20 protein-coding genes and 1 riboswitch are annotated in these 20,852 nt (G+C 58.6%); of the genes, 9 read left to right on the top strand and 11 right to left on the bottom strand.

Features of this window, described 5'->3' with window-relative positions; genetic code table 11:
• The first annotated feature begins 127 nt into the window (after positions 1–127).
• Positions 128–262, top strand: a riboswitch (molybdenum cofactor riboswitch).
• The 6 genes from moaA (at position 250) to AC4ICF_RS07225 (ending at position 3,729) form a co-directional block, all read left to right on the top strand.
• Positions 250–1,239 carry a GTP 3',8-cyclase MoaA gene (gene moaA / locus AC4ICF_RS07200; protein WP_166710509.1) on the top strand — a complete coding sequence of 330 codons (990 nt, stop codon included), beginning with the start codon at positions 250–252 and terminating at the stop codon, positions 1,237–1,239. (Overlaps the previous riboswitch by 13 nt.)
• Positions 1,240–1,263: 24 nt before the next feature.
• Complete coding sequence (gene moaB, locus AC4ICF_RS07205; protein ID WP_116343371.1) at positions 1,264–1,776, top strand: molybdenum cofactor biosynthesis protein B; 513 nt, start codon at positions 1,264–1,266, stop codon at positions 1,774–1,776.
• 3 nt (positions 1,777–1,779) lie between these two features.
• On the top strand, positions 1,780–2,265 hold the full coding sequence (gene moaC, locus AC4ICF_RS07210) for a cyclic pyranopterin monophosphate synthase MoaC (RefSeq protein ID WP_049008689.1): 486 nt from the start codon (positions 1,780–1,782) through the stop codon (positions 2,263–2,265).
• Complete coding sequence (moaD, locus tag AC4ICF_RS07215; RefSeq protein ID WP_116343372.1) at positions 2,258–2,503, top strand: molybdopterin synthase sulfur carrier subunit; 246 nt, start codon at positions 2,258–2,260, stop codon at positions 2,501–2,503. The genes moaC and moaD overlap by 8 nt, the downstream gene beginning before the upstream one ends.
• A gap of 1 nt (position 2,504) precedes the next feature.
• The gene (gene moaE / locus AC4ICF_RS07220; RefSeq protein ID WP_116343373.1) at positions 2,505–2,957 is read left to right on the top strand and encodes a molybdopterin synthase catalytic subunit MoaE; all 453 of its coding nucleotides are present in this window, start codon (positions 2,505–2,507) and stop codon (positions 2,955–2,957) included.
• Positions 2,958–3,021: 64 nt separating this feature from the next.
• The gene (locus tag AC4ICF_RS07225; protein WP_010428846.1) at positions 3,022–3,729 is read left to right on the top strand and encodes a Bax inhibitor-1/YccA family protein; all 708 of its coding nucleotides are present in this window, start codon (positions 3,022–3,024) and stop codon (positions 3,727–3,729) included.
• Positions 3,730–3,818: 89 nt separating this feature from the next.
• On the opposite strand, the gene AC4ICF_RS07230 is transcribed toward AC4ICF_RS07225, so the two are convergent.
• Genes AC4ICF_RS07230 through AC4ICF_RS07240 form a run of 3 tightly spaced genes read right to left on the bottom strand, consistent with a single transcriptional unit; the run spans position 3,819 to position 6,777 of the window.
• On the bottom strand, positions 3,819–4,781 hold the full coding sequence (locus AC4ICF_RS07230) for a YbhN family protein (protein WP_316379980.1): 963 nt from the start codon (positions 4,779–4,781) through the stop codon (positions 3,819–3,821).
• Positions 4,781–6,019 (bottom strand): cardiolipin synthase ClsB, encoded by a 1,239-nt coding sequence (gene clsB / locus AC4ICF_RS07235; RefSeq protein ID WP_116343375.1) that lies wholly within the window; start codon positions 6,017–6,019, stop codon positions 4,781–4,783. Before clsB ends, AC4ICF_RS07230 begins: the two co-directional genes overlap by 1 nt.
• A complete protein-coding gene (locus AC4ICF_RS07240) occupies positions 6,016–6,777 on the bottom strand; it encodes an endonuclease/exonuclease/phosphatase family protein (RefSeq protein WP_316379981.1) in 762 nt (253 codons plus the stop codon). Before AC4ICF_RS07240 ends, clsB begins: the two co-directional genes overlap by 4 nt.
• A 133-nt stretch (positions 6,778–6,910) precedes the next feature.
• Between AC4ICF_RS07240 and AC4ICF_RS07245 the strand changes: the two genes are divergently transcribed.
• The gene (locus AC4ICF_RS07245) at positions 6,911–7,321 is read left to right on the top strand and encodes a YbhQ family protein (protein ID WP_115874544.1); all 411 of its coding nucleotides are present in this window, start codon (positions 6,911–6,913) and stop codon (positions 7,319–7,321) included.
• Here the strand turns inward: AC4ICF_RS07245 and AC4ICF_RS07250 are convergent.
• The 5 genes from AC4ICF_RS07250 to cecR are packed head-to-tail and all read right to left on the bottom strand — an operon-like array spanning position 7,283 to position 12,923.
• Positions 7,283–8,389: an ABC transporter permease gene (locus AC4ICF_RS07250; RefSeq protein ID WP_116343377.1), complete on the bottom strand. Its 1,107-nt coding sequence runs from the start codon at positions 8,387–8,389 to the stop codon at positions 7,283–7,285. The genes AC4ICF_RS07245 and AC4ICF_RS07250 overlap by 39 nt on opposite strands.
• A 9-nt stretch (positions 8,390–8,398) precedes the next feature.
• Positions 8,399–9,532: an ABC transporter permease gene (locus AC4ICF_RS07255; protein ID WP_163330773.1), complete on the bottom strand. Its 1,134-nt coding sequence runs from the start codon at positions 9,530–9,532 to the stop codon at positions 8,399–8,401.
• Positions 9,522–11,261: an ATP-binding cassette domain-containing protein gene (locus tag AC4ICF_RS07260; protein WP_316379982.1), complete on the bottom strand. Its 1,740-nt coding sequence runs from the start codon at positions 11,259–11,261 to the stop codon at positions 9,522–9,524. The genes AC4ICF_RS07255 and AC4ICF_RS07260 overlap by 11 nt, the downstream gene beginning before the upstream one ends.
• Positions 11,254–12,249, bottom strand: a complete 996-nt coding sequence (hlyD, locus tag AC4ICF_RS07265; RefSeq protein ID WP_163330775.1) for a secretion protein HlyD — start codon at positions 12,247–12,249, stop codon at positions 11,254–11,256. The genes AC4ICF_RS07260 and hlyD overlap by 8 nt, the downstream gene beginning before the upstream one ends.
• Positions 12,246–12,923: a transcriptional regulator CecR gene (gene cecR, locus AC4ICF_RS07270; RefSeq protein WP_116343381.1), complete on the bottom strand. Its 678-nt coding sequence runs from the start codon at positions 12,921–12,923 to the stop codon at positions 12,246–12,248. The genes hlyD and cecR overlap by 4 nt, the downstream gene beginning before the upstream one ends.
• 205 nt (positions 12,924–13,128) lie before the next feature.
• Here cecR and rhlE point away from each other — a divergent pair, with 205 nt between their 5' ends.
• Positions 13,129–14,511, top strand: a complete 1,383-nt coding sequence (rhlE, locus tag AC4ICF_RS07275; protein ID WP_316379983.1) for an ATP-dependent RNA helicase RhlE — start codon at positions 13,129–13,131, stop codon at positions 14,509–14,511.
• Between the two features lie 97 nt (positions 14,512–14,608).
• On the top strand, positions 14,609–16,786 hold the full coding sequence (gene dinG, locus AC4ICF_RS07280) for an ATP-dependent DNA helicase DinG (protein ID WP_316379984.1): 2,178 nt from the start codon (positions 14,609–14,611) through the stop codon (positions 16,784–16,786).
• On the opposite strand, the gene AC4ICF_RS07285 is transcribed toward dinG, so the two are convergent.
• Genes AC4ICF_RS07285 through AC4ICF_RS07295 form a run of 3 tightly spaced genes read right to left on the bottom strand, consistent with a single transcriptional unit; the run spans position 16,773 to position 20,837 of the window.
• On the bottom strand, positions 16,773–17,276 hold the full coding sequence (locus AC4ICF_RS07285) for a fimbrial protein (protein ID WP_116343424.1): 504 nt from the start codon (positions 17,274–17,276) through the stop codon (positions 16,773–16,775). The two genes, dinG and AC4ICF_RS07285, sit on opposite strands and share 14 nt — an antisense overlap.
• 5 nt (positions 17,277–17,281) lie before the next feature.
• Positions 17,282–18,271: a fimbrial protein gene (locus AC4ICF_RS07290; RefSeq protein WP_491466200.1), complete on the bottom strand. Its 990-nt coding sequence runs from the start codon at positions 18,269–18,271 to the stop codon at positions 17,282–17,284.
• A 22-nt stretch (positions 18,272–18,293) separates the two neighbouring features.
• Positions 18,294–20,837: a fimbria/pilus outer membrane usher protein gene (locus AC4ICF_RS07295; protein ID WP_316379985.1), complete on the bottom strand. Its 2,544-nt coding sequence runs from the start codon at positions 20,835–20,837 to the stop codon at positions 18,294–18,296.
• Positions 20,838–20,852 lie beyond the last annotated feature (15 nt).

Consider the following 20,852-nt stretch of genomic DNA (forward strand, 5'->3'; position numbering starts at 1 on the left):
TACGGTTTTTAAGTATTCTGTAGCGAAAATGCACGATTGATTCGCTATATAGATAATTATATAGCGTGAAGTGATAATGGCGCCGCCAGAATTTCCGCGCTACTATCGCTTAAACCACGTTTTCAACGTTGAAAACATACACTCTAGCCCTGGCGCCTGTGTCGAATGATATGGCGCCCTGGCCGTGGCGGATTTGCCACCAGGGTACAGAAAGAAATGACTGTGCCTCCCGTATCTGGAAAGGTGTACATGGCTTCACAACTTACTGATGCTTTCGCGCGTAAGTTTTACTACTTGCGTCTGTCGATTACCGATGTTTGCAACTTCCGTTGCACCTACTGCCTGCCCGATGGCTACAAGCCGGGCAGCGTCACCAATAACGGCTTTCTCTCCGTGGATGAAGTGCGCCGCGTCACGCGTGCGTTCTCTGAGCTCGGTACGGAAAAAGTCCGTCTTACCGGGGGCGAACCCTCCCTGCGTCGTGATTTCCCCGACATCATTGCCGCCGTACGTGAAAACGAACGTATCCGCCAGATTGCGGTGACCACCAACGGTTACCGCATGGCGCGCGACGTGGCGAACTGGCGCGACGCTGGCTTAACCGCTATCAACGTCAGCGTCGATAGCCTCGATGCCCGTCAGTTCCACGCCATTACCGGCCAGGATAAATTCCAGCAGGTCATGGACGGCATCGACGCCGCATTCGCTGCGGGCTTCGACAAAGTCAAAGTCAACACGGTACTGATGCGTGATGTAAACCATCATCAGCTGGACACCTTCCTGGCGTGGATCAAACCACGCCGCATTCAACTGCGTTTTATTGAGCTGATGGAAACCGGCGAGGGCAGCGAGCTGTTCCGTCGCCATCACATCTCCGGCATGGTGCTGCGCGACGCGCTGCTGAGACGCGGCTGGATCCACCAGATCCGCCAGCGCAGCGACGGCCCGGCGCAGGTCTTCTGCCACCCGGATTACGAAGGTGAGATTGGGCTTATCATGCCCTATGAGAAAGACTTCTGCGCCAGCTGCAACCGCCTGCGCGTCTCCTCCGTTGGCAAGCTCCACCTTTGCCTGTTTGGCGACGGCGGCGTAGACCTTCGCGATCTGCTGGAAGACGATGCGCAGCAGGACTCGCTTGAAGCACGCATTTCTGAAGCGCTGACGCATAAAAAACAGACCCACTTCCTGCATCAGGGCAATACCGGTATTACTCAGAACCTGTCCTACATCGGCGGGTAATCAGGCTTAAGAAGGAATCAGAAGATGAGTCAGGTAAGCGCAGAATTTATCCCGACACGCATTGCTATTCTTACCGTTTCCGACCGCCGTGGTGAAGAAGAAGATACCTCCGGCCACTGGCTGCGCGAGGCGGCACACGAAGCCGGACACCAGATTGTTGATAAAGCGATCGTCAAAGAGAACCGTTACGCCATTCGCGCGCAGGTTTCGCAGTGGATTGCGAGTGACGACGTTCAGGTGGTGCTGATTACCGGCGGCACCGGCTTTACTGCAGGCGATCAGGCCCCCGAAGCGCTGCTCCCGCTGTTCGACCGCGAAGTGGAAGGCTTCGGCGAAGTGTTTCGCATGCTCTCGTTTGAAGAGATCGGCACCTCTACGCTTCAGTCCCGTGCCGTAGCGGGCGTGGCGAACAAAACCCTGATATTCGCCATGCCGGGCTCGACTAAAGCCTGCCGCACCGCGTGGGAAAATATTATTGCCCCGCAGCTGGATGCCCGTACCCGTCCCTGTAATTTCCATCCCCATTTAAAGAAATAAGCTATGTCACAACTAACCCACATTAACGCCGCCGGTGAAGCGCATATGGTGGATGTTTCCGCTAAAGCCGAAACGGTGCGCGAAGCGCGCGCGGAAGCGTTCGTCACTATGCTGCCGGAAACGCTGGCGATGATTATCGACGGCAGCCACCATAAGGGCGACGTCTTTGCCACTGCGCGCATCGCGGGTATTCAGGCCGCCAAGCGCACCTGGGACTTAATCCCGCTCTGCCATCCGCTAATGCTGAGCAAGGTGGAGGTGAACCTGCAGGCGCAACCGGAGCACAGCCGCGTGCGCATTGAGTCCCTGTGCCGCTTAACCGGGAAAACCGGCGTGGAGATGGAAGCCCTGACGGCGGCCTCCGTTGCCGCGCTGACCATCTACGACATGTGCAAAGCAGTGCAGAAAGATATGGTGATTGGCCCGGTTCGCCTGCTGGCGAAAAGCGGCGGCAAATCCGGTGATTTTAAGGTGGATAGCCATGATTAAGGTGCTCTTTTTCGCCCAGGTCCGCGAGCTGGTCAATACCGACAGCCTGATGCTGGATGCGTCTTTCGAAAACGTCGCTGCCCTGCGCGCGCATCTGGCGGCGCAAAGCGACCGCTGGGCGCTGGCGCTGGACGAAGGTAAACTGCTTGCCGCCGTTAACCAGACGCTGGTGGAGTTCAGCCACCCGCTGGCCGAAGGGGATGAAGTGGCCTTTTTCCCGCCGGTGACAGGGGGCTAAGATGGCGGAAACCCGAATTCTGGTGAGCCCCGAGCGTTTTAACGTGGGGACCGAATACAGCTGGCTGGCGGAACGCGATGAAGACGGCGCGGTCGTCACCTTCACCGGCAAAGTGCGTAACCACAACCTCGGTGACAGCGTAAAAGCGCTGACGCTGGAGCACTATCCCGGTATGACGGAGAAATCGCTCGCGGCAATTGTGGAAGAGGCGCGAGGCCGCTGGCCGCTTGGGCGCGTCACGGTTATCCACCGCATTGGTGAGATGTGGCCCGGTGAAGAGATTGTGTTTGTCGGCGTGACCAGCGCACACCGCGGCAGCGCGTTTGAGGCCGGGGAGTTCATCATGGACTATCTCAAAACAAAAGCGCCGTTCTGGAAGCGCGAAGCCACGCCGGAAGGGGACCGCTGGGTGGAATCTCGCGACAGCGATAAACAGGCCGCCAGCCGTTGGTAGTCGGTTTACGTGGATGTGTTACTCTTAACGTGTGTGTCTTCTTAATCTTAATCAGGAGTGAATCATGGACCGATTTCCGCGTTCCGATTCAATAGTACAGCAGACCCGTAGCGGCCTGCAGACGTATATGGCTCAGGTGTACGGCTGGATGACGGTTGGCCTGCTGCTTACCGCGTTTATCGCGTGGTATGCGGCGAACACGCCTGAACTGATGATGTTTATCTTCTCCAGCAAAATCACCTTCTTTGGGTTGATTATCGCGCAGCTGGCGCTGGTGTTTGTGCTCTCCGGGCTGGTGCAAAAGCTCAGCGCGGGCATGGCAACCACGCTGTTTATGCTCTATTCGGCGCTGACTGGCCTGACGCTTTCCAGCATTTTCATCGTCTACACCTACTCCTCCATCGCCAGCACGTTTGTGGTGACCGGGGGGATGTTTGGCGTGATGAGCCTGTACGGTTACACCACCAAACGTGACCTGAGTGGCTTAGGCAACATGCTGTTTATGGGGCTGATCGGGATTGTGCTGGCGTCGCTGGTGAACCTGTGGCTGAAGAGCGACGCGCTGATGTGGGCCGTGACCTACATCGGGGTGGTGGTCTTTGTTGGCTTGACCGCCTACGACACCCAGAAGCTGAAAAACATCGGCGAGCAGATCGACGTGCGCGACAGTTCCAACCTGCGCAAATACTCGATTCTGGGCGCGCTGACGCTCTATCTGGACTTTATCAACCTGTTCCTGATGCTGCTGCGTATTTTTGGCAACCGTCGCTAGGGTTGTTTTGCCGGGTGGCGGCTTCGCCTTACCCGGCCTACGAAACGCGAACCGTAGGTCGGGTAAGGCGAAGCCGCCACCCGACTTATTCACTTCGCTAACATCCTCTCGTTCTTCGCCCTCAGCTTTTTCGCCCGACTCTCCAGCACCAGATAACAGACCGTGGCCAGCGCCAGCGGCAGGAAGTAATAGAGCATGCGGTAGGCGAGCAGGGCGGCAATAATCGTCCCCTGTGAGACATGCTCTCCGGCCAGCAACGCAATAAATACCGCCTCCAGCACCCCAATCCCTGCCGGGATATGCACGATAACGCCGGCGATACTGCTCACCAGCAGCACGCCCAGCACGAAGAAGTAGTTCACGTCCTCGCCAATCAACAGCCAGATGATCGCCCCCATCGCCATCCAGTTGGCGCTGGAAACCGCCATCTGCAGTACCGCGAACTTCCACGACGGCAGTACCAGTTTCTGCCCTTTAATGGTCATATGGCGGCGTCTGGCAAAGGCGCAGGCCCACAAATACACGGCAATGATCAGCAGCAGCACGAAGCCGAGAATGCGCAGCGTGGCTTCGTCGATATACCAGTGCGCGGGCAGCTGCACCACGCCGATGGTGAAAATTACCCCGCCGAGCAGAATATAGCCCAGCCAGTTGGTGGTGATGCTTAATGAGAAAATGCGCGTGATCGTCCCACCCGGCAGGCCAAGCCGCGAGTACAGGCGATAGCGCATGCCAATCCCCCCGACCCAGGTGCTCAGCGTCAGGTTAAAGGCGTAGCAGATAAACGACACCAGCATCACCTGACGTTTAGCCAGCTTGTGTCCGCAGTAGGCGCGGCCGAGCAGGTCATAGCAGCCGTACATCAGGTAGCTCACGATCACCAGCCCAACGGCGCCGAGCAGCACCAGTCGGTTATAGTTGCGGATAACCTTCCACACCTCTTCCCAGTCCACTTTCTGCGCGTAGATCACCAGCAGTACCGCGACCGCGATAAAGAATACCCAGGTGAGGATTTTTTTCGCCAGCCGCCAGCGAGGATGAGATTTTGACATCAGGGTTTGCCTCCATCTTCCGCTTCAACGCGGTCCTGGGTTTCCATTTCGGGTTGTACCGGCGGATCCACCTGCGCCAGCTTCGGCGTATGCGCCGGCAGCCAGCCGACCATCGCCGGGAAGTGGCGCAGGAAGTGGAACACCACCACGCCGACGCCAACGTTCCACCAGCTCCGTTTCGGCACCATGGATTCATCCACCCGCACGCAGTCCTTATTGATAAGTCCCTGAAGGTTATCGCGCAGGGTCTGATTAAACTGGCGGTCGTGGATGATCAGGTTCGCTTCCAGGTTAAGCGACAGGCTCAGCGGATCGAGGTTACTGGAGCCAACGGTTGCCCAGTGGTCATCCATCACGGCCACTTTGCCGTGCAGCGGGCGGCGGCGGTATTCATATATCTGCACGCCGCTTTTAACCAGATAGCGGTAGAGCAGACGCGCGCCGACCTTCACAATCGGCATATCCGGCTCGCCCTGCACGATGAGTTTCACCCGGACGCCGCGGCGGGCCGCGTTGCGCATGGCGTGCAGAATACGGTAGCCGGGGAAGAAATAGGCATTGGCGATAATCACTTCGCGCTTCGCATTGGCCAGCATCTTCAGGTAGTGACGTTCAATATCGTCCCGATGCTCCTCGTTGTCCCGCCAGACAAACAGCGCCTGCGCTTCGCCGGGCTTGCGGTTCTCTTCCGGGCGATGACGGCGTCGCCACCAGCGGCGAGCGGCCTCTTTACCGGGCAAGTTTTCCAGCACGAACAGCTGGATGTCCTGAACCACCGGCCCTTCAATGCGGATCGCGTAGTCCTGCTTGGCCTCCGGGCCGTAATCCGACATATGCTCGGCGGAGTAGTTAATGCCGCCCACGAACGCCACCGTTTCGTCCACCACAACGATTTTGCGGTGCATGCGGCGGAACAGGTTGGTGCGCATGCCGAACAGGCGAGGACCGGGATCGTAGTAACGGAACACCACGCCGGCTGCGGTGAGTTCATTAACAAATTCATCGCTGAGATCCGGCGAGCCATACCCGTCGAGCAGGGCCTCGATTTTTACCCCGCGCCGGGCGGCATGCAGCAGCGCGCTGTGCAGCTGTCTGCCAACGTCGTCTTCAAACCAGATAAACGTTTCAAGGTAGACTTTCTGCTGCGCGTGGCTAATCGCCTCGAAGACTGCCGGATAAAAGTTATCGCCGTTTTCCAGCAGCGTAATACGGTTACCTTCCTGCCATGTGCATTTCATAAGTGGATCTCCGCGCTCAGCGGGGCATGGTCGGAAAGATGTCGCCAGTTAAGTAACGCCAGCGCCGTCGGGCTGCTGGCATGCGCATTTTTCACGTAGATGCGGTCCAGGCGCAGCAGGGGAAAGCGCACGGGAAACGTCCGTGCGGGACGACCGTGTGCCCGGGTGAAAATCTCCTCCAGCCCCGCATTCACCTTCAGAGGATGGTTGGCCCGCTGCCGCCAGTCGTTAAAATCACCGGCTACCACCACGGGGTCGCCTTCCGGAAGCGCATTGGTCCAGTCAGCCAGCATCTGTAGCTGCGCCTGACGGTGGGCTTCACGCAGGCCAAGGTGAACGCAGCCTACGTGAACGGGAACGTCAAGATCCGGCGGTGCGATGCGGCAGTAAAGCAGCCCGCGCTTTTCGCTCTCTCCAACGGAGACGTCCCGGTTCTCGTAATGTTCGATAGGAAAACGCGACAGCACGGCGTTTCCGTGATGGCCTTCCGGATAGACCGCGTTGCGGCCGTAAGCGTAATCGCTCCACATGGTGTCGGCCAGAAATTCGTAGTGCGGCGTATCGGGCCAGTTTTCGAAATGCATGGGATGCACCTCGTGCGCGCCCATCACCTCCTGCAGGCAGACAATGTCCGCGCTGACGGTGCGTACCGCGTCGCGCAGCTCCGGTAAAATGAAGCGGCGGTTAAATGCTGTGAAGCCCTTATGAATGTTTATCGTCAGCACCTTAAGCGAGAAATGCTGCGTTTTTTTGCCCATAAACACCTTCCTGGGTGACTATCCCGATGAAAATAAAGTGTAGTCGGCGTCACAAAAAGATGCGGCGTTACGGAATTTTCCGTAAAGTGCGGTAGTCTGATTAAGCAGAGAAAAATCCTTCAGGAGAGAAGCCATGAAGTGGCAACAACGTGTTCGTGTCGCAACCGGTTTGAGTTGCTGGCAGATAATGTTGCATTTACTGGTCGTGGCCGTACTGGTGATGGGCTGGATGAGCGGCACGCTGGTGCGTGTTGGCTTAGGACTGTGCGTCCTCTATGGCGTCACCGTGCTGTCGATGCTGTTCTTACAGCGCCACCATGAAGCGCGCTGGCGCGAGGTGGGTGATGTGCTCGAAGAGCTCACCACCACCTGGTACTTTGGTGCCGCGATGATCGTGCTTTGGCTGCTGTCACGCGTGCTGCAAAACAACCTGCTGCTGGCCCTGGCGGGTCTGGCAATCCTCGCAGGGCCAGCTGTCGTCTCGTTGCTCACCAAAGAGAAAAAGCTACGCAATGTTGCGTCTAAACATCGCATAGGCCACTGAGCCCGTCGTGGCCGCTATGACCAGTAGCGGCCACAAACTTCCCCAGACAATGTCCAGACTCGCATCCTTCAGATAGATCTGCTTGGTGATATCCGTAAAGTGTCGAATCGGGTTTATCCACGTTAAATCCTGGAGCCACACCGGCATGTTCTCGACGGGCGAAACGTACCCGGAGAGCAGAATCGCCGGCATCATAAAGACGAATACCCCGATAAACGCCTGCTGCTGCGTCGAGCAGAGCGCGGATATCAGCAGTCCAAATCCCACCAGCGACAGCCCGTAAATCACCATCGTGAAGTAAAACAGCGCCAGCGAACCGGCGAACGGGATCTCGTAGGCCCAAATCCCCACCCCCAGCACGATGGTGGCCTGGAACGTTGCGACGATCAGCGCCGGCACCGCTTTGCCGACGAAAATCTGCCAGGTGGCGAGCGGGGAGACCAGCAGCTGATCCAGCGTGCCCTGCTCGCGCTCGCGGGCGACGGACAGGGAGGTGACGATCATTACCCCGATGGTGGTGATCATGGCGATTAGCGACGGGACCACAAACCACTTGTAGTCCAGATTCGGGTTGTACCAGTTGCGCACCACCAGCTCGCTGTTGTTGGGCTTCGGTTTGCCGTCCATCAGCTCCTGCTGGTAATCCTTCACCACCTGCTGCAGATAGTTCGCCGCTATCTGGGCGCTGTTGGAGTTGCGCCCGTCGAGGATCAGCTGCATCGGCGCGGTCTGGAAGGTGTCCAGGTTGCGGGAGAAATCCGCCGGGAAGCGTACCAGCAGCAGCGCTTTTTGCGTGTCGATGGTGGGCTGGATCTCCTGCGGGCTTTTCAGCAGCAGGATGTGGGTAAAGGCCTTCGCGCGGGCGAAACGCTGCGTCAGCTCGACGGCGTGTTTGCCGTTGTCTTCGTTGTAAATGGCAATGGTGGCGTTGGTCACCTCAAGGGTGGCGGCAAACGGGAACAGTAAAACCTGAAGCAGCACCGGCAGCACCAGAATGGCGCGGGTTTGCGGCTCGCGCAGCAGGGATTGCAGCTCTTTGCGGATCAGTGTCCATAAACGGTGAAACATGTGCGCTCCTTAATCCAGTCGCCGTTTGGTTTTCATCCACGTCAACCCGATAAACATCACCGCCGACGCCATCAGAAACAGGGTGTTGACGATCAGCACCACCGGAATATTCCCCGCCAGGAACAGGCTCTGCAGCGTGCTCACGAAGTAGCGCGCCGGAATAATGTAAGTCACGGCGCGGATCACCGCCGGCATGCTGTCTATCTGGAAGATAAACCCGGAGAGCATTATCGACGGCAGGAAAGCGGCGTTCAGCGCCACCTGCGCGGCGTTAAACTGGTTGCGGGTGATGGTGGAGATGAGCAGCCCCATCCCCAGCGTGCTGAGTAAAAACAGGCTGGTGATAAAGAACAGCACCACCAGCGAGCCGCGGTACGGCACGCCGAGGATAAAGACTGCCACAAGCATGCAGAGCAGCATCGCCAGCATGCCGAGGAAGTAGTAGGGGATAAGCTTGCACAGCAGCAGCTCGACCCGGGTCACCTCGGTGGAGAGCAACGCCTCCATGGTGCCGCGCTCCCACTCGCGGGCGATCACAAGCGAGGTGAGGATTGCGCCGATCACCGTCATGATGATGGTCACCGCACCCGGAATAATAAAGTGCTGGCTGATGGCGGCGGGGTTAAACCAGTAGCGCGTCTGCACGTCGATAAGCGGTTCAAACGTCTCGCCCCGGTCTTCCGCGCGCTGCATCTGCCAGAGCTGCCAGATCCCCTCCGCGTAGCCCTGTACGAAGTTGGCGGTATTCGGCTCGCTGCCGTCGGTAATCACCTGGATCGGTGCATTGGTATTCGCCCGAGCCATATTGGCGGCGAAATCCACCGGGATGACGATCAGGCCGCGAATTTTCCCGGCCTGCATTTTCTGGATCAGCTCCTGCCGGTTGTCGCTGACGGTGGCGTCGATATAGGGCGAGCCGGTCATGGCGTGGGTAAAGTCCAGCGCCTCTTCGCTCTGCTGCTCCAGCAAAATCCCGACCCGCAGCTTGCTGGAGTCGAGGTTAATGCCGTAGCCAAAGATAAACAGCAGCAGCAGGGGGATCACCACCGCAATCAGCCAGCTGCTGGGATCGCGCACGATCTGCCGCGTCTCTTTAATACACAGCGCGCGCACCCGGCGCCAGGATATAGCACTACTGCGCATGGGCATTCTCCTTGTCCCAGTCGTGGATGAGGGTAATAAACGCCTGCTCCATAGTCGGGTCTGGCTGTTCTTCGTCAGCGGCCTGCTCCTTCAGGTCGTCTGGCGTGCCGTGGGCGATCAGCTTGCCGCGATAGACCAGCCCGATACGGTCGCAGTACTCCGCCTCGTCCATAAAGTGGGTGGTCACCATCACGGTCACCCCTTTTTCCACCATGCTGTTGATGTGCAGCCAGAACTCGCGGCGGGTGAGGGGGTCAACGCCGGAGGTCGGCTCATCCAGGAAAAGAATATCGGGTTCGTGCATCAGCGAGCAGGCCAGCGCCAGCCGCTGCTTAAAGCCGAGCGGCAATTCGTCGGTGGCATGGGAAGCAATATTCGTTAACCCAAAGGCGTCGCTCATGCGGCGGATTTTTTCATTCTGCGCCCGCCCGCGCAGGCCGTACACGCCGGAGAAAAAGCGCAAATTCTGCTCGACCGTCAGGTTGCCGTACAGCGAGAACTTCTGCGCCATGTAGCCGAGGTGCTGACGTGCCTTGCCGGAGCTGACCTTAAGGTCCATATCCAGCACCAGCGCCTTGCCGGACGTCGGCACCAGCAGGCCGCACATCATCTTAAAGGTGGTGGATTTTCCCGCGCCGTTCGGCCCCAGCAGGCCAAAAATCTCGCCGCGCTTCACGGCAAAATTGACGTTGTCGGTAGCGGCGAAGTCCCCGAATTTTTTGGTGAGGGATTTCGCTTCTATCACCGTTTCGCCCGGCGTGCCTTCCACCGTGTGCAGGATCGCGCCAAGGGGGGATTCCGACGCGCCCGCACCGCCCAGCAGGTCGATAAACGCATCTTCAAAGCGCGGTGCGGTTTCCGTCATGTCGATCTCAGGCATGCCTGGCGCATGGCGAATATCGTCGACGGTAGCCTCTTTTTTGAGGATCGCGCGCACCGAGCGGCCCTGAATCATCCCGTCGCTGACCTGCGGCAGCTTCAGCACCCGCTGGAGCAGCCTGCGGTTCGACTCCTGCGGGCTGTGCAGCAGGAAGCTGCGCCCGGCCATGGTTTGCGTCAGTTCGGTTGGTTCGCCCTGATAGAGCAGTTCACCCTCGTTCATCAGCAGCACGTCCCGACACTGTTCCGCTTCGTCGAGGTAGGAGGTACTCCAGAGGATCAGCATCCCGTCGCCCGCCAGCTCGTGCACCATCTGCCACAGCTCGCGGCGGGAAATCGGGTCCACGCCGACGCCGGGCTCATCCAGCAGCAGCACCTTCGGCTCGCCCACCAGCGTGCAGGCCAGACCCAGCTTCTGCTTCATCCCGCCGGAGAGCTTGCCCGCCAGCCGGTCGGTGAACGGGCCGAGGGAGGTAAACTCCAGCAGTCGGGCGAAGGTTTTCTGCCGCGTTTCACCGGTGACGCTGCGCAGGTCGGCGTACAGGTTCAGGTTTTCCATCACCGTCAGATCTTCATACAGGCCAAACTTCTGCGGCATATAGCCGAGCATGGCGTGGAGCGCGCCGTCGTCTTTTATCGGGTCCAGGCCAAGCACGCTGGCCGAGCCTTCGTCCGGCTTGAGCAACCCCGCCAGCATCCGCATCAGCGTGGTTTTCCCCGCGCCGTCCGGGCCGACCAGCCCGGTTACGTAGCCTTTCTGAATGGTGCAGTTCAGCGGCGCGACCGCCGGCTTGTCCATGCCCGCGAAGCGTTTGACCAGACCGTTGAGCTGGATAACCGCATCATTCATGTCGTTCCCCGTCGTTTATGGTCACGGTAACAGGCATGCCCTGACGCAGCGCGTCGTCCGCATCGGTGACGATGATGCGCAGGCGGTAAACCAGGTCGGTACGCAGGTCCGGTGTTTCCACCGTTTTCGGCGTAAATTCGGCGGTAGGGGAGACAAAGCCCACCTTGCCGTGATACGGCTTGTCCGGGCGGCCGTCGGTATAGAGCAGCAGCTCGCGGCCCGGCTGCATCTGCCCGAGGTTCGGCTCGTCAATGTAGGCGCGCACCCACACCGGACGGGTCAGGGAGAGCGTTAAGACGGTACTGCCCGCGCTGAGCATGCTGCCCGGCTCCACGGCGCGGGTCATCAGCGTGCCGTCAGAGGGAGCGATTAAGGTCGTGTCGTGCAGATCCAGTTCCGCCTGCGCCAGCTGGGCCTGCGCCTGTTCAAGGCTGGCTTTCGCCTGGGCAATGTCCTGCTCGCGGTTACCGGAGCGGTACTGGCTTAATTTATCCTGCGCGGACTTCAGCGTTGCCTGCGCCTGGTCCCGGGATGACCGCGCGTTTTCCAGATCGTTGGCGGAAATGGTGCGGCTTTTCCACAGTCCCTGCTGGCGGTTATAGAAGTTCTGCGCATAGTCGTACGCGGCTTTGGCCTGCTTAACGGCGGCGGCAGCCTGGGCAATCTCTTCATCGCGATAGCCTGCCAGCATCAGGTCATACTGCGCCTGCGCGACGGAAACGCCAGCTTTGGCCTGCATCAGCGCGTTCTCAAAAGGGGCTTTATCCAGCGCGCCCAGCGTCTGACCGGCTTTGATGGCATCGCCTTCGTCAACGCTCAGCGAGGCGAGACGTCCGCCAACGCGGAAGCTCATATTCACAGTACGAATATCCACGTTACCGTACAGCGTCAGGCCCCGATCCTGCTGGCTCTGATACCACAGCCAGCCACCGATTCCCGCGGCAAGCAAAACAACAACCACCAGAATGATGGCGACAGGTTTTTTCATGACTTCAGGCTCCTTTGCGTTAAGCCTTGCAGGATCAGATCGAGATGACAGGCGATAACCTGGCTAATCTGCGCGGCTTTATCCTCATCGAATTGTGTCCAGCCGGTGCGTAACAGGATGGTTTCCCGCCCCAGACGGAAGGCGAGAATTTCACCCAGCAGGGCGTGGGTATGCAAAATAGTGTCGGTATCGCTGGCGTCCCGCCCGGTATACGCGGCGATCAGCCGGGTCAGGTGGGTATGCATCGGGGCAATTACCCGATCGTGTACCCGCTGGTAGGCGGCAGTCGGGGAGAGCTGTTCCCGGGAAATAAACTTGCTCAGGTTGAGCGTATCGTCGTGCGTCAGCAGGCGAATCATATTATGGCAGGCTTTGAGAATAAGCTGGCGAACGGCGGCGCGATCGGGTGACGGCTGGCTGAGCAGCGCGGTGGCTTCCTCAACGTGCGGGTGAAACTGCGCGCCGATAAAATCGGCGATCCACTCGGCGCAGGCGAGATATAAATCCTCTTTTGAGCCAAAATAGTAGGGAATGGCCGCAATGTTTTGTCCGGCCTGGGCTGCGATATCCCGCGTGGTGGCATGCAGACCATACTCGCCAAACTGCGCCAGCGCGGCGGCGATAAGCTGATTTTTGGCCTGTTCACCTTTGGTTGTTGTGGGTGTCGTATTCATGGCGGCATTAAGAATTAATCAATCGATTGATTAAGATTATGCCTGATTCCCGCTTACGTCGAGGGAATGCTGAGGGATATTTTATGCGCCACGTCACAAAAGCTGCTACACTCCGCCCCTTCGCGACATTGTGGTTTTTGTCCTCCTAATTGTTATATCTCCCTGAAAACTACACCTGTGATGGTCGGGGCGGTTCGGAGTTTTTATGTCTTTTGATTCCCTTGGCCTGAACCCGGAAATTCTGCGCGCCATCGCAGAGCAGGGCTACGTTGAGCCAACCCCAATCCAGCAGCAGGCGATCCCCGCAGTGCTTCAGGGCCGTGACCTGATGGCCAGCGCCCAGACCGGCACCGGTAAAACCGCGGGCTTTACGCTGCCGCTGTTAGAGCTGCTGGTAAAAAACCAGCCGCACGCCAAAGGCCGTCGTCCGGTGCGTGCGCTGATCCTCACCCCAACCCGCGAGCTGGCGGCGCAGATTGGTGAGAACGTGCGTGAGTACAGCCGCTACCTCAACATTCGCTCGCTGGTGGTTTTCGGTGGCGTGAGCATTAACCCGCAGATGATGAAACTGCGCGGCGGCGTGGACGTTCTGGTGGCAACGCCGGGCCGCCTGCTGGATCTGGAACACCAGAACGCGGTGAAGCTGGATAACATCGAAATTCTGGTGCTGGACGAAGCCGACCGCATGCTCGACATGGGCTTTATCCACGACATTCGCCGCGTGCTGGCTAAGCTGCCCCCGCGTCGCCAGAACCTGCTTTTTTCCGCGACCTTCTCCGACGAGATCAAGGCGCTGGCGGAAAAGCTGCTGCATAACCCACTCGAAGTGGAAGTGGCGCGCCGCAACACCGCCTCCGAGCAGGTGACGCAGCACGTGCACTTTGTGGATAAAAAGCGCAAGCGCGAACTGCTCTCCCAGATGATCGGCCAGGGTAACTGGCAGCAGGTGCTGGTCTTTACCCGCACCAAGCACGGCGCTAACCACCTGGCGGAACAGCTGAATAAAGACGGCATCCGCAGCGCCGCCATTCACGGTAACAAGAGCCAGGGCGCGCGTACCCGTGCGCTGGCGGACTTCAAGTCTGGCGACATCCGCGTGCTGGTGGCGACCGACATCGCTGCCCGTGGCCTCGATATTGAAGAGCTGCCGCACGTGGTGAACTACGAGCTGCCGAACGTCCCGGAAGACTACGTGCACCGTATCGGCCGTACCGGTCGTGCGGCGGCAACCGGTGAGGCGCTCTCTCTGGTCTGCGTGGACGAGCACAAGCTGCTGCGTGACATCGAACGTCTGCTGAAGAAAGAGATCCCGCGCATTGAAACCCCGGGTTACGAAGTGGACCCGTCCATCAAAGCCGAGCCGATTCAGAACGGTCGTCAGGGTGGCGGTCGCGGTCAGGGCGGCGGCGGTCGCGGTCAGCAGCCGCGTCGTTCAGAAGGCGGCGCGCCAAAATCATCGGGCAAACCGCCTCGTCGCAACAGCGACGGCAAGCCGGCGGGTGAAAGCCCGTGGCGCAGCGGCGAAGGCAAGCCGGCAGGGGAAGGGCAGCGCCGACGCCGCCCGCGCAAGCCTGCTAACCCGCAGTAATCTGGAAGCCCGGTCGTAAAGCCGGGCTTTTCTTTTTGCGGCAGAGAAGAGAAAGTGCCACAATAGTGGCTGTTTATACAGTATTTCAGGTTTTCCAATGGCTTTAACCGCGGCGCTGAAAGCGCAAATTGGCGCATGGTATAAGGCGCTACAGCAGCAGATCCCCGATTTTATCCCCCGAGCGCCGCAGCGGCAGATGATTGCCGACGTGGCAAAAACGCTCGCCGGGGACGACGGGCGACATCTGGCGATTGAAGCCCCGACCGGCGTCGGGAAAACCTTGTCATATCTGATTCCCGGCATCGCGATTGCGCGGGAAGAGGACAAAACGCTGGTGGTCAGCACCGCCAACGTGGCGCTGCAGGATCAGATCTTCAGCAAAGATTTACCGCTGCTGCGCAAAATCATCCCCGATCTGCGGTTTACGGCAGCCTTTGGGCGCGGGCGTTACGTGTGTCCGCGTAACCTGGCGGCGCTTGCCAGCAGCGAGCCGAATCAACAGGATCTGCTCGCGTTTCTGGATGACGAGCTGACGCCAAACAATAAGGCGGAGCAGGAGCAGTGTGCAAAGCTGAAAACCGAGCTCGACGGCTATAAGTGGGACGGCCTGCGGGATCACACCAGCCTGGCGATTAGCGACGACTTATGGCGCAGGCTCAGCACCGATAAAGCAAGCTGCCTGAACCGCAACTGTCACTACTACCGCGAGTGCCCGTTCTTTGTCGCCCGGCGCGAGATCCAGGAGGCGGAGGTGGTTGTCGCCAACCATGCGCTGGTGATGGCGGCGCTCGAGAGTGAAGCGGTGCTGCCGGAACCCAAAAACCTGCTGCTGGTGCTCGACGAAGGTCACCATCTGCCGGACGTGGCGCGGGACGCGCTGGAAATGAGCGCTGAAATTACGGCGCCCTGGTTCCGCCTGCAGCTCGATCTCTTCTGCAAGCTGGTGGCGACCTGCATGGAGCAGTTCCGCCCGAAAACCACGCCGCCGCTGGCGGTCCCGGAGCGGCTGAGCGAGCACTGTGAAGAGGTTTATAGCCTCATTTCGTCCCTGAACAACATCCTGAACCTCTATCTTCCTGCCGCCCAGGAAGCCGAACACCGCTTTGCGATGGGGGAACTACCGGAAGAGGTGATGGAGATCTGCCAGCAGCTGGCGAAGCATCTGGAAAAGCTGCGCGGGCTGGCGGAGATGTTCTTAAACGATCTGAGCGAGAAAACCGGCTCGCACGACGTGGTGCGCCTGCACCGCATTCTGCTGCAGATGAACCGCGCGCTGGGGATGTTTGAGGCGCAGAGCAAGCTCTGGCGTCTGGCTTCGATGGCTCAGGCGTCGGGGGCGCCGGTCACCAAATGGGCCACCCGCGAAGTGCGGGATGGGCAGGTCCACCTCTTTTTCCACTGCGTGGGCATTCGCGTGGCCGATCAGCTGGAAAAGCTGATCTGGCGCAGCGTGCCGCACGTGGTTGTCACCTCCGCAACCCTGCGCTCCCTGAACAGCTTCTCAAGGCTGCAGGAGATGAGCGGCCTGAAGGAGAAAGCGGGCGACCGTTTTGTGGCGCTGGACTCGCCCTTTAACCACTGCGAGCAGGGCAAGCTGGTGATTCCGCGCATGAAATTCGAGCCGCTTATCGACAACGAAGAGCAGCACATTGCGGAGATGGCGGCCTACTTCCGCGAACAGGTCGAGAGTAAAAAGTACCCCGGCATGCTGGTGCTGTTTGCCAGCGGGCGGGCGATGCAGCGCTTCCTCGAACACGTCACCGATCTGCGTTTACTTCTGCTGGTACAGGGCGATCAGCCGCGCTATCGGCTGGTGGAAACCCACCGCAAGCGTATTGATAACGGCGAGCGCAGCGTGCTGGTGGGGCTACAGTCGTTTGCCGAAGGTCTGGATCTGAAAGGGGACTACCTGACGCAGGTGCACATCCATAAAATTGCCTTTCCGCCCATCGACAGCCCGGTGGTGATCACCGAGGGGGAGTGGCTGAAGAGTCTTAACCGCTATCCGTTTGAGGTGCAGAGCCTGCCTGCGGCGTCGTTTAACCTGATTCAGCAGGTGGGGCGTCTTATTCGTAGCCACGGCTGCTGGGGCGAGGTGGTGATTTATGACAAGCGTCTGCTCACCAAAAGCTACGGCCAGCGTTTGCTGAACGCGCTGCCTGTTTTCCCGATCGAACAGCCGGAGGTGCCGGAGGTAAAAAAACGCCCGGCAAAACTGGCCGCCGGGCGTGGTAAAAGCATCCGTGCTAAGAGGCGCGGTCCTACTGGTAAGTGAATGTCACCTGCACTACGCTGCTGAACGTGCCGGCCGTGACGGGTATGGCGGTGGCGTAATAGCGTGCGGACAACGGAAACGTGGCCGTGTGGTCACCTGGATTAATGACGGCGTTAAAGGCCGCCTGCGGGGCAATCAGGATTTTGTCCTGACGGTCTGCCAGCTCCAGCGCCAGCCCTTTTGCGCTGCCGATATTGGCGAACTTAGTCGGGTGCGCGCTGTCGGCCTGGCCGTAGAAATAGGCCGTGGCAAGGGCGAGCGTGGCCGGGCAATGTGACACTGAAAGGGAAAAATCTTTCCACTCGCCGGTATCGCCCACGTCTTTAAAATCGCCGGATACTGCCTGGCCTAAATCCACCGTCAGGTTGCGGCTGGCGCTGTCGATGATGCAGGTATTGGCGTAAATGTTGCCCGTCATCTGGATCTGAATATCGTCGGCGTGCGCCTGGGCGATCAGCCCCAGCGCCAGAAGTGCGATTGTCTTTTTCATGTCGGTCACTTATAGGCAAGCGTGATGGTGGCAACGGTATTGGCCGGGCCGGGGGTGACCACGTCGCTGACCTGCTCGTAGCGCACCTCAAACGGTATGGTCAGCGTTTCGTTGGCGATGGCTTCGCTTCGGGTGTTAACGTAGGTATCAAAGGTGGCGATATTGTCGTCGAACAGCATTCTTACGCCGACGCCTGTTGCCGCGCCGGGCTGCTGCGTGAGTTTCAGCACCCCTTCAAACGCCGTTTCATAGCCGTTTGCGCTGGTTATTTTCACCTCAGGTTGTACGGTGCTGTTGCAGTTCACCGTAACGTCAAAGTTTTGTGCCGGTGAAGAGAGCATCCCCACGCTGACGAAATCGCTGACCGGGAAGTCCCCCAGATTGACCGTCAGGTTTTTCGGCAGGACGGAGCAGGTGACGTTCTGGAAATTGACGTTACCGGCGTAGGAGATAATGTTGGGACTTCCGATACCGTCATTGCCATACACACCAGTACCAAACTTAGTCTGCGCCTGCTGCAGCGTACCGGACTGCACCGAATTGCTGGTTTTTACGAGCTGAAGGGTCACGTTGAAATCAAAGCTCATCATGCCGTCATTCGATACATAGCCAATCGGCGTACTGCGGGAATCGCAGGCAGCCAGGCCCCCACCCGTGATGCGCTGACCTTTGTCATTCATCAGCGCCACGCCTACGCCGGGTACGCCCGAATCATAAACGCCAGTCAAGCCGGGAATTTCTGAACCACTTCCGTAGTAGCAGGAGATGATCTCCATACCGCTCTCGTAAGGGTGATCGCATTTCCCCGCCACGTGGACCGTCTGTTCCGAACCCGGAATGGTGTCACCTACAGCCAGGGTAGTGGGAACCATAATCGAGGCGACGTTAATCATCTTCGGCATATCCGGTGTGGAACAGGTCGCCTTCGCATGTGGCATAAATAACGCGGCGGTTCCCAGAACCAGTAAGAAAAAGCATTGTTTAATCAGTTGCATAGTCGTTAGCCTGAACGGTGGATCAGTGACACTGCGCGGCAGCGTTAATGATGCTGGTTTTCTCTTTCTCATCCGTTAGCGCATAGTCAGCGACGCAGTGCTCGCTCGCCTCCTGTCCCCAGGAAACGTTGAGATGCCCTTGCTGTGGCAGACCTGAGAGATAGGTCTGCCCGTCGTTACCGACAATAAATTCGCTGTCCTTATCGTCCGTGGTTACCGTTGCACCGAAGGGCAGCGGTTTACCGTTTTGTGTCAACGTCATCAGGACGCGGTTACCCACGCGGGTATTAAAGCTGGCGCGCACCACGGCCCCGCGGGTTGGGGTCACGATCTGCGCCGCGTGGGTGACGTCGGCGTTGTCCGGCAGCGTTTCGGTATCCAGCGCGATGGTGTTATGGCGATACGCGGTAACAAACGGCACGACGGTGTAGCCGCGGAAGTCGGTCTCAACGCCCGTCTGGTTAGTGATATGGGTTCCGTGCGTGCCCGGCGCTTTCACCAGCGCGATGGTCTCACCGAGCGGCTGGCTCAGGGTTACCCCGTTAGCATGGGCAATGACGCCGCCCTGCAAACCGACGTTCACGGTCTGCTGATATTTGTCCTGACTGACCCCCGCGCTCACTTCACCATAGGTCGCTTTGTAGTCGGCATTGACGCTGGCGGAGTTACCGCTGCCGGTGCTGCTCAACCCTTCCTGAATGTTCCAGTTAAGGTTGTCTTCCTTCAGCGCCGTGCCGTTCAGGCCGATGTTCTGCGTCGTGCCGTCTTTGGTGTTGTTCAGGTTGTAGGTGGCCCAGGTGTTATGCATCCAGTGGTCCAGCGGCACGGAGACGCTCAGCGAGAACTGATTGTCGTTCGTTACCTCATTACCGTCTTCATCGCTGTCGCTGGTGTTTTTATTCATGCTGTAGCTGAGGCTGTAGCTCACGCCGTGCCAGCTGTTGTTGTAGCTGACACTCATGGAGGTCATGTTCTGGCTCTGGCTCCAGTACGTTTCTTTCACCATGCTCAGGGTGACGGATCCCCAGCCTTCCGGCAGCGTCTGGTCGATGGTGGCTTCGGTTCGGGCGCGGCGCTGCTGCGGTGCAGACCAGTCGTCAGAGCGGGTATACGACTCCATGGTGTCTTCGAGGGTGTAAAACCCTTTGCTGTTGTAGCGGTAGCCGGCCAGCGAGAAGTTGGTGCCCGAGCGGGCGATATCTTTGCTGTAGCGCACGCGCCACGACTGGCCTTTGCTGGCCTGCTGTTTTTTCAACAGGGCTTTGGCGCGGGTGACGTCAATGGAGAACGCCCCTAAATCGCCCATGTTTTTCCCGACGCCAGCCGCCTGAGACTGATAATGGCTACTCTGCTGCACGCCGCCGTAGGCGGTAAAGCCGTAGGGTAAACCGTAGATGGCGCTGCCCTGGGCAAACGGGGTCTTCTCCACGTCTTTGTCATAAGAACGATAGCGTCCGGCGGTCACGCTGTAGCGCAGGTTTTTTTCACGCTGCAATACCGGCACGGAGGCAAACGGCACGACGAAATGGCTTTCGCTGCCGTCGGTCTCTTTCACGGTGACCTGAAGATCGCCGCTGCTGCCGGTGGGGTAGAGATCGTTAATTTCGAACGCGCCCGGTGCGACCGTGTTCTGATAAATGATGTATCCGTTCTGGCGTACCACTACCAGCGCGTTACTGTGGGCGGTGCCGCGAATAATGGGGGCGTAGCCTTTTTCACTGTCCGGCAGCATGTCGTTGTCGGATTTCAACTCCACGCCGGTGTAGGGGACGCTGTCAAACACGTCGGATGGGGAGGAACTCTGGCCGACGGTGAGGTCGCTTTTCATCGCCACAATATCGCGCTGCGCGTAGGTATAAACGGAGGTGAATTTCTGTTCCTCCTCCTTACCCGTGGTACTGCGATTCCAGGTGGAATAGTTGCGAACGCGCCACGCGCCAATGTTCAAGCCAGGACGCAGGTTAACGTACTGGCTGCTGTTATCCTGTTCACCCTGCTGGCGCGCATGGCTTTGGCTGGCATTGGCGCTGTAGTTAAGCAAGCCTGCGTTGATCCCTTCGTCAAATTCTTTTGGGTCAATGTAACCGCGAGGTACCTGACCGAGCGCCGACTGGGGAATGCTCAGCAGCAGCTGCTGGTTACGAACGCGGAAAGTTGCGGATGCTGCAGGGATGGCGTGTAAATCGGCGCACTGGCCTTTGGCCATCAGCTGCGGATATTTTTTCGTTTTGATGCCGAGGCTTTTTAAATCGTCCAGGGTGAAGCAAGGTTGCAGCGTGCTGTTACCCTGAGCGTCTTTTTGCAGAGTGAAGGTGACATCGCGGGTATCAATTTTATTGTTATTGATAAATACCGCGACCTGATATTTACCCGGCGCCTGGCCAGGGCCTTTTTCATAGACGGACAAATCGGTTTTCCCCTGCTGGGGATTATCAATATCCAGCAGGGCCGGGTTAAAATAATCATCAGCCATAACCTGCTGCGCAAAGATCGCCATTGCCAGGCTACAGAGAATGACCAGCAATGACGAAAATCGGCAGGTGAACGGCTTTTTATCGCTGTACATGATTATTTTATTACC

This window comes from Enterobacter sp. ECC_219_Taxon_10 (assembly GCF_058354905.1).

What these genes read in the sequence shown, in the direction of transcription:
- AC4ICF_RS07285 (WP_116343424.1), bottom strand. Translation starts at nt 17,276, where the DNA reads ATGAAAAAGACAATCGCACTTCTGGCGCTGGGGCTGATCGCCCAGGCG.
- AC4ICF_RS07245 (WP_115874544.1), top strand. Translation starts at nt 6,911, where the DNA reads ATGAAGTGGCAACAACGTGTTCGTGTCGCAACCGGTTTGAGTTGCTGG.
- moaD (WP_116343372.1), top strand. Translation starts at nt 2,258, where the DNA reads ATGATTAAGGTGCTCTTTTTCGCCCAGGTCCGCGAGCTGGTCAATACC.
- moaE (WP_116343373.1), top strand. Translation starts at nt 2,505, where the DNA reads ATGGCGGAAACCCGAATTCTGGTGAGCCCCGAGCGTTTTAACGTGGGG.
- AC4ICF_RS07225 (WP_010428846.1), top strand. Translation starts at nt 3,022, where the DNA reads ATGGACCGATTTCCGCGTTCCGATTCAATAGTACAGCAGACCCGTAGC.
- AC4ICF_RS07290 (WP_491466200.1), bottom strand. Translation starts at nt 18,271, where the DNA reads ATGCAACTGATTAAACAATGCTTTTTCTTACTGGTTCTGGGAACCGCC.
- AC4ICF_RS07230 (WP_316379980.1), bottom strand. Translation starts at nt 4,781, where the DNA reads ATGTCAAAATCTCATCCTCGCTGGCGGCTGGCGAAAAAAATCCTCACC.
- cecR (WP_116343381.1), bottom strand. Translation starts at nt 12,923, where the DNA reads ATGAATACGACACCCACAACAACCAAAGGTGAACAGGCCAAAAATCAG.
- moaC (WP_049008689.1), top strand. Translation starts at nt 1,780, where the DNA reads ATGTCACAACTAACCCACATTAACGCCGCCGGTGAAGCGCATATGGTG.
- moaB (WP_116343371.1), top strand. Translation starts at nt 1,264, where the DNA reads ATGAGTCAGGTAAGCGCAGAATTTATCCCGACACGCATTGCTATTCTT.
- clsB (WP_116343375.1), bottom strand. Translation starts at nt 6,019, where the DNA reads ATGAAATGCACATGGCAGGAAGGTAACCGTATTACGCTGCTGGAAAAC.
- hlyD (WP_163330775.1), bottom strand. Translation starts at nt 12,249, where the DNA reads ATGAAAAAACCTGTCGCCATCATTCTGGTGGTTGTTGTTTTGCTTGCC.
- AC4ICF_RS07240 (WP_316379981.1), bottom strand. Translation starts at nt 6,777, where the DNA reads ATGGGCAAAAAAACGCAGCATTTCTCGCTTAAGGTGCTGACGATAAAC.
- AC4ICF_RS07255 (WP_163330773.1), bottom strand. Translation starts at nt 9,532, where the DNA reads ATGCGCAGTAGTGCTATATCCTGGCGCCGGGTGCGCGCGCTGTGTATT.
- AC4ICF_RS07250 (WP_116343377.1), bottom strand. Translation starts at nt 8,389, where the DNA reads ATGTTTCACCGTTTATGGACACTGATCCGCAAAGAGCTGCAATCCCTG.
- AC4ICF_RS07295 (WP_316379985.1), bottom strand. Translation starts at nt 20,837, where the DNA reads ATGTACAGCGATAAAAAGCCGTTCACCTGCCGATTTTCGTCATTGCTG.
- moaA (WP_166710509.1), top strand. Translation starts at nt 250, where the DNA reads ATGGCTTCACAACTTACTGATGCTTTCGCGCGTAAGTTTTACTACTTG.
- dinG (WP_316379984.1), top strand. Translation starts at nt 14,609, where the DNA reads ATGGCTTTAACCGCGGCGCTGAAAGCGCAAATTGGCGCATGGTATAAG.
- AC4ICF_RS07260 (WP_316379982.1), bottom strand. Translation starts at nt 11,261, where the DNA reads ATGAATGATGCGGTTATCCAGCTCAACGGTCTGGTCAAACGCTTCGCG.
- rhlE (WP_316379983.1), top strand. Translation starts at nt 13,129, where the DNA reads ATGTCTTTTGATTCCCTTGGCCTGAACCCGGAAATTCTGCGCGCCATC.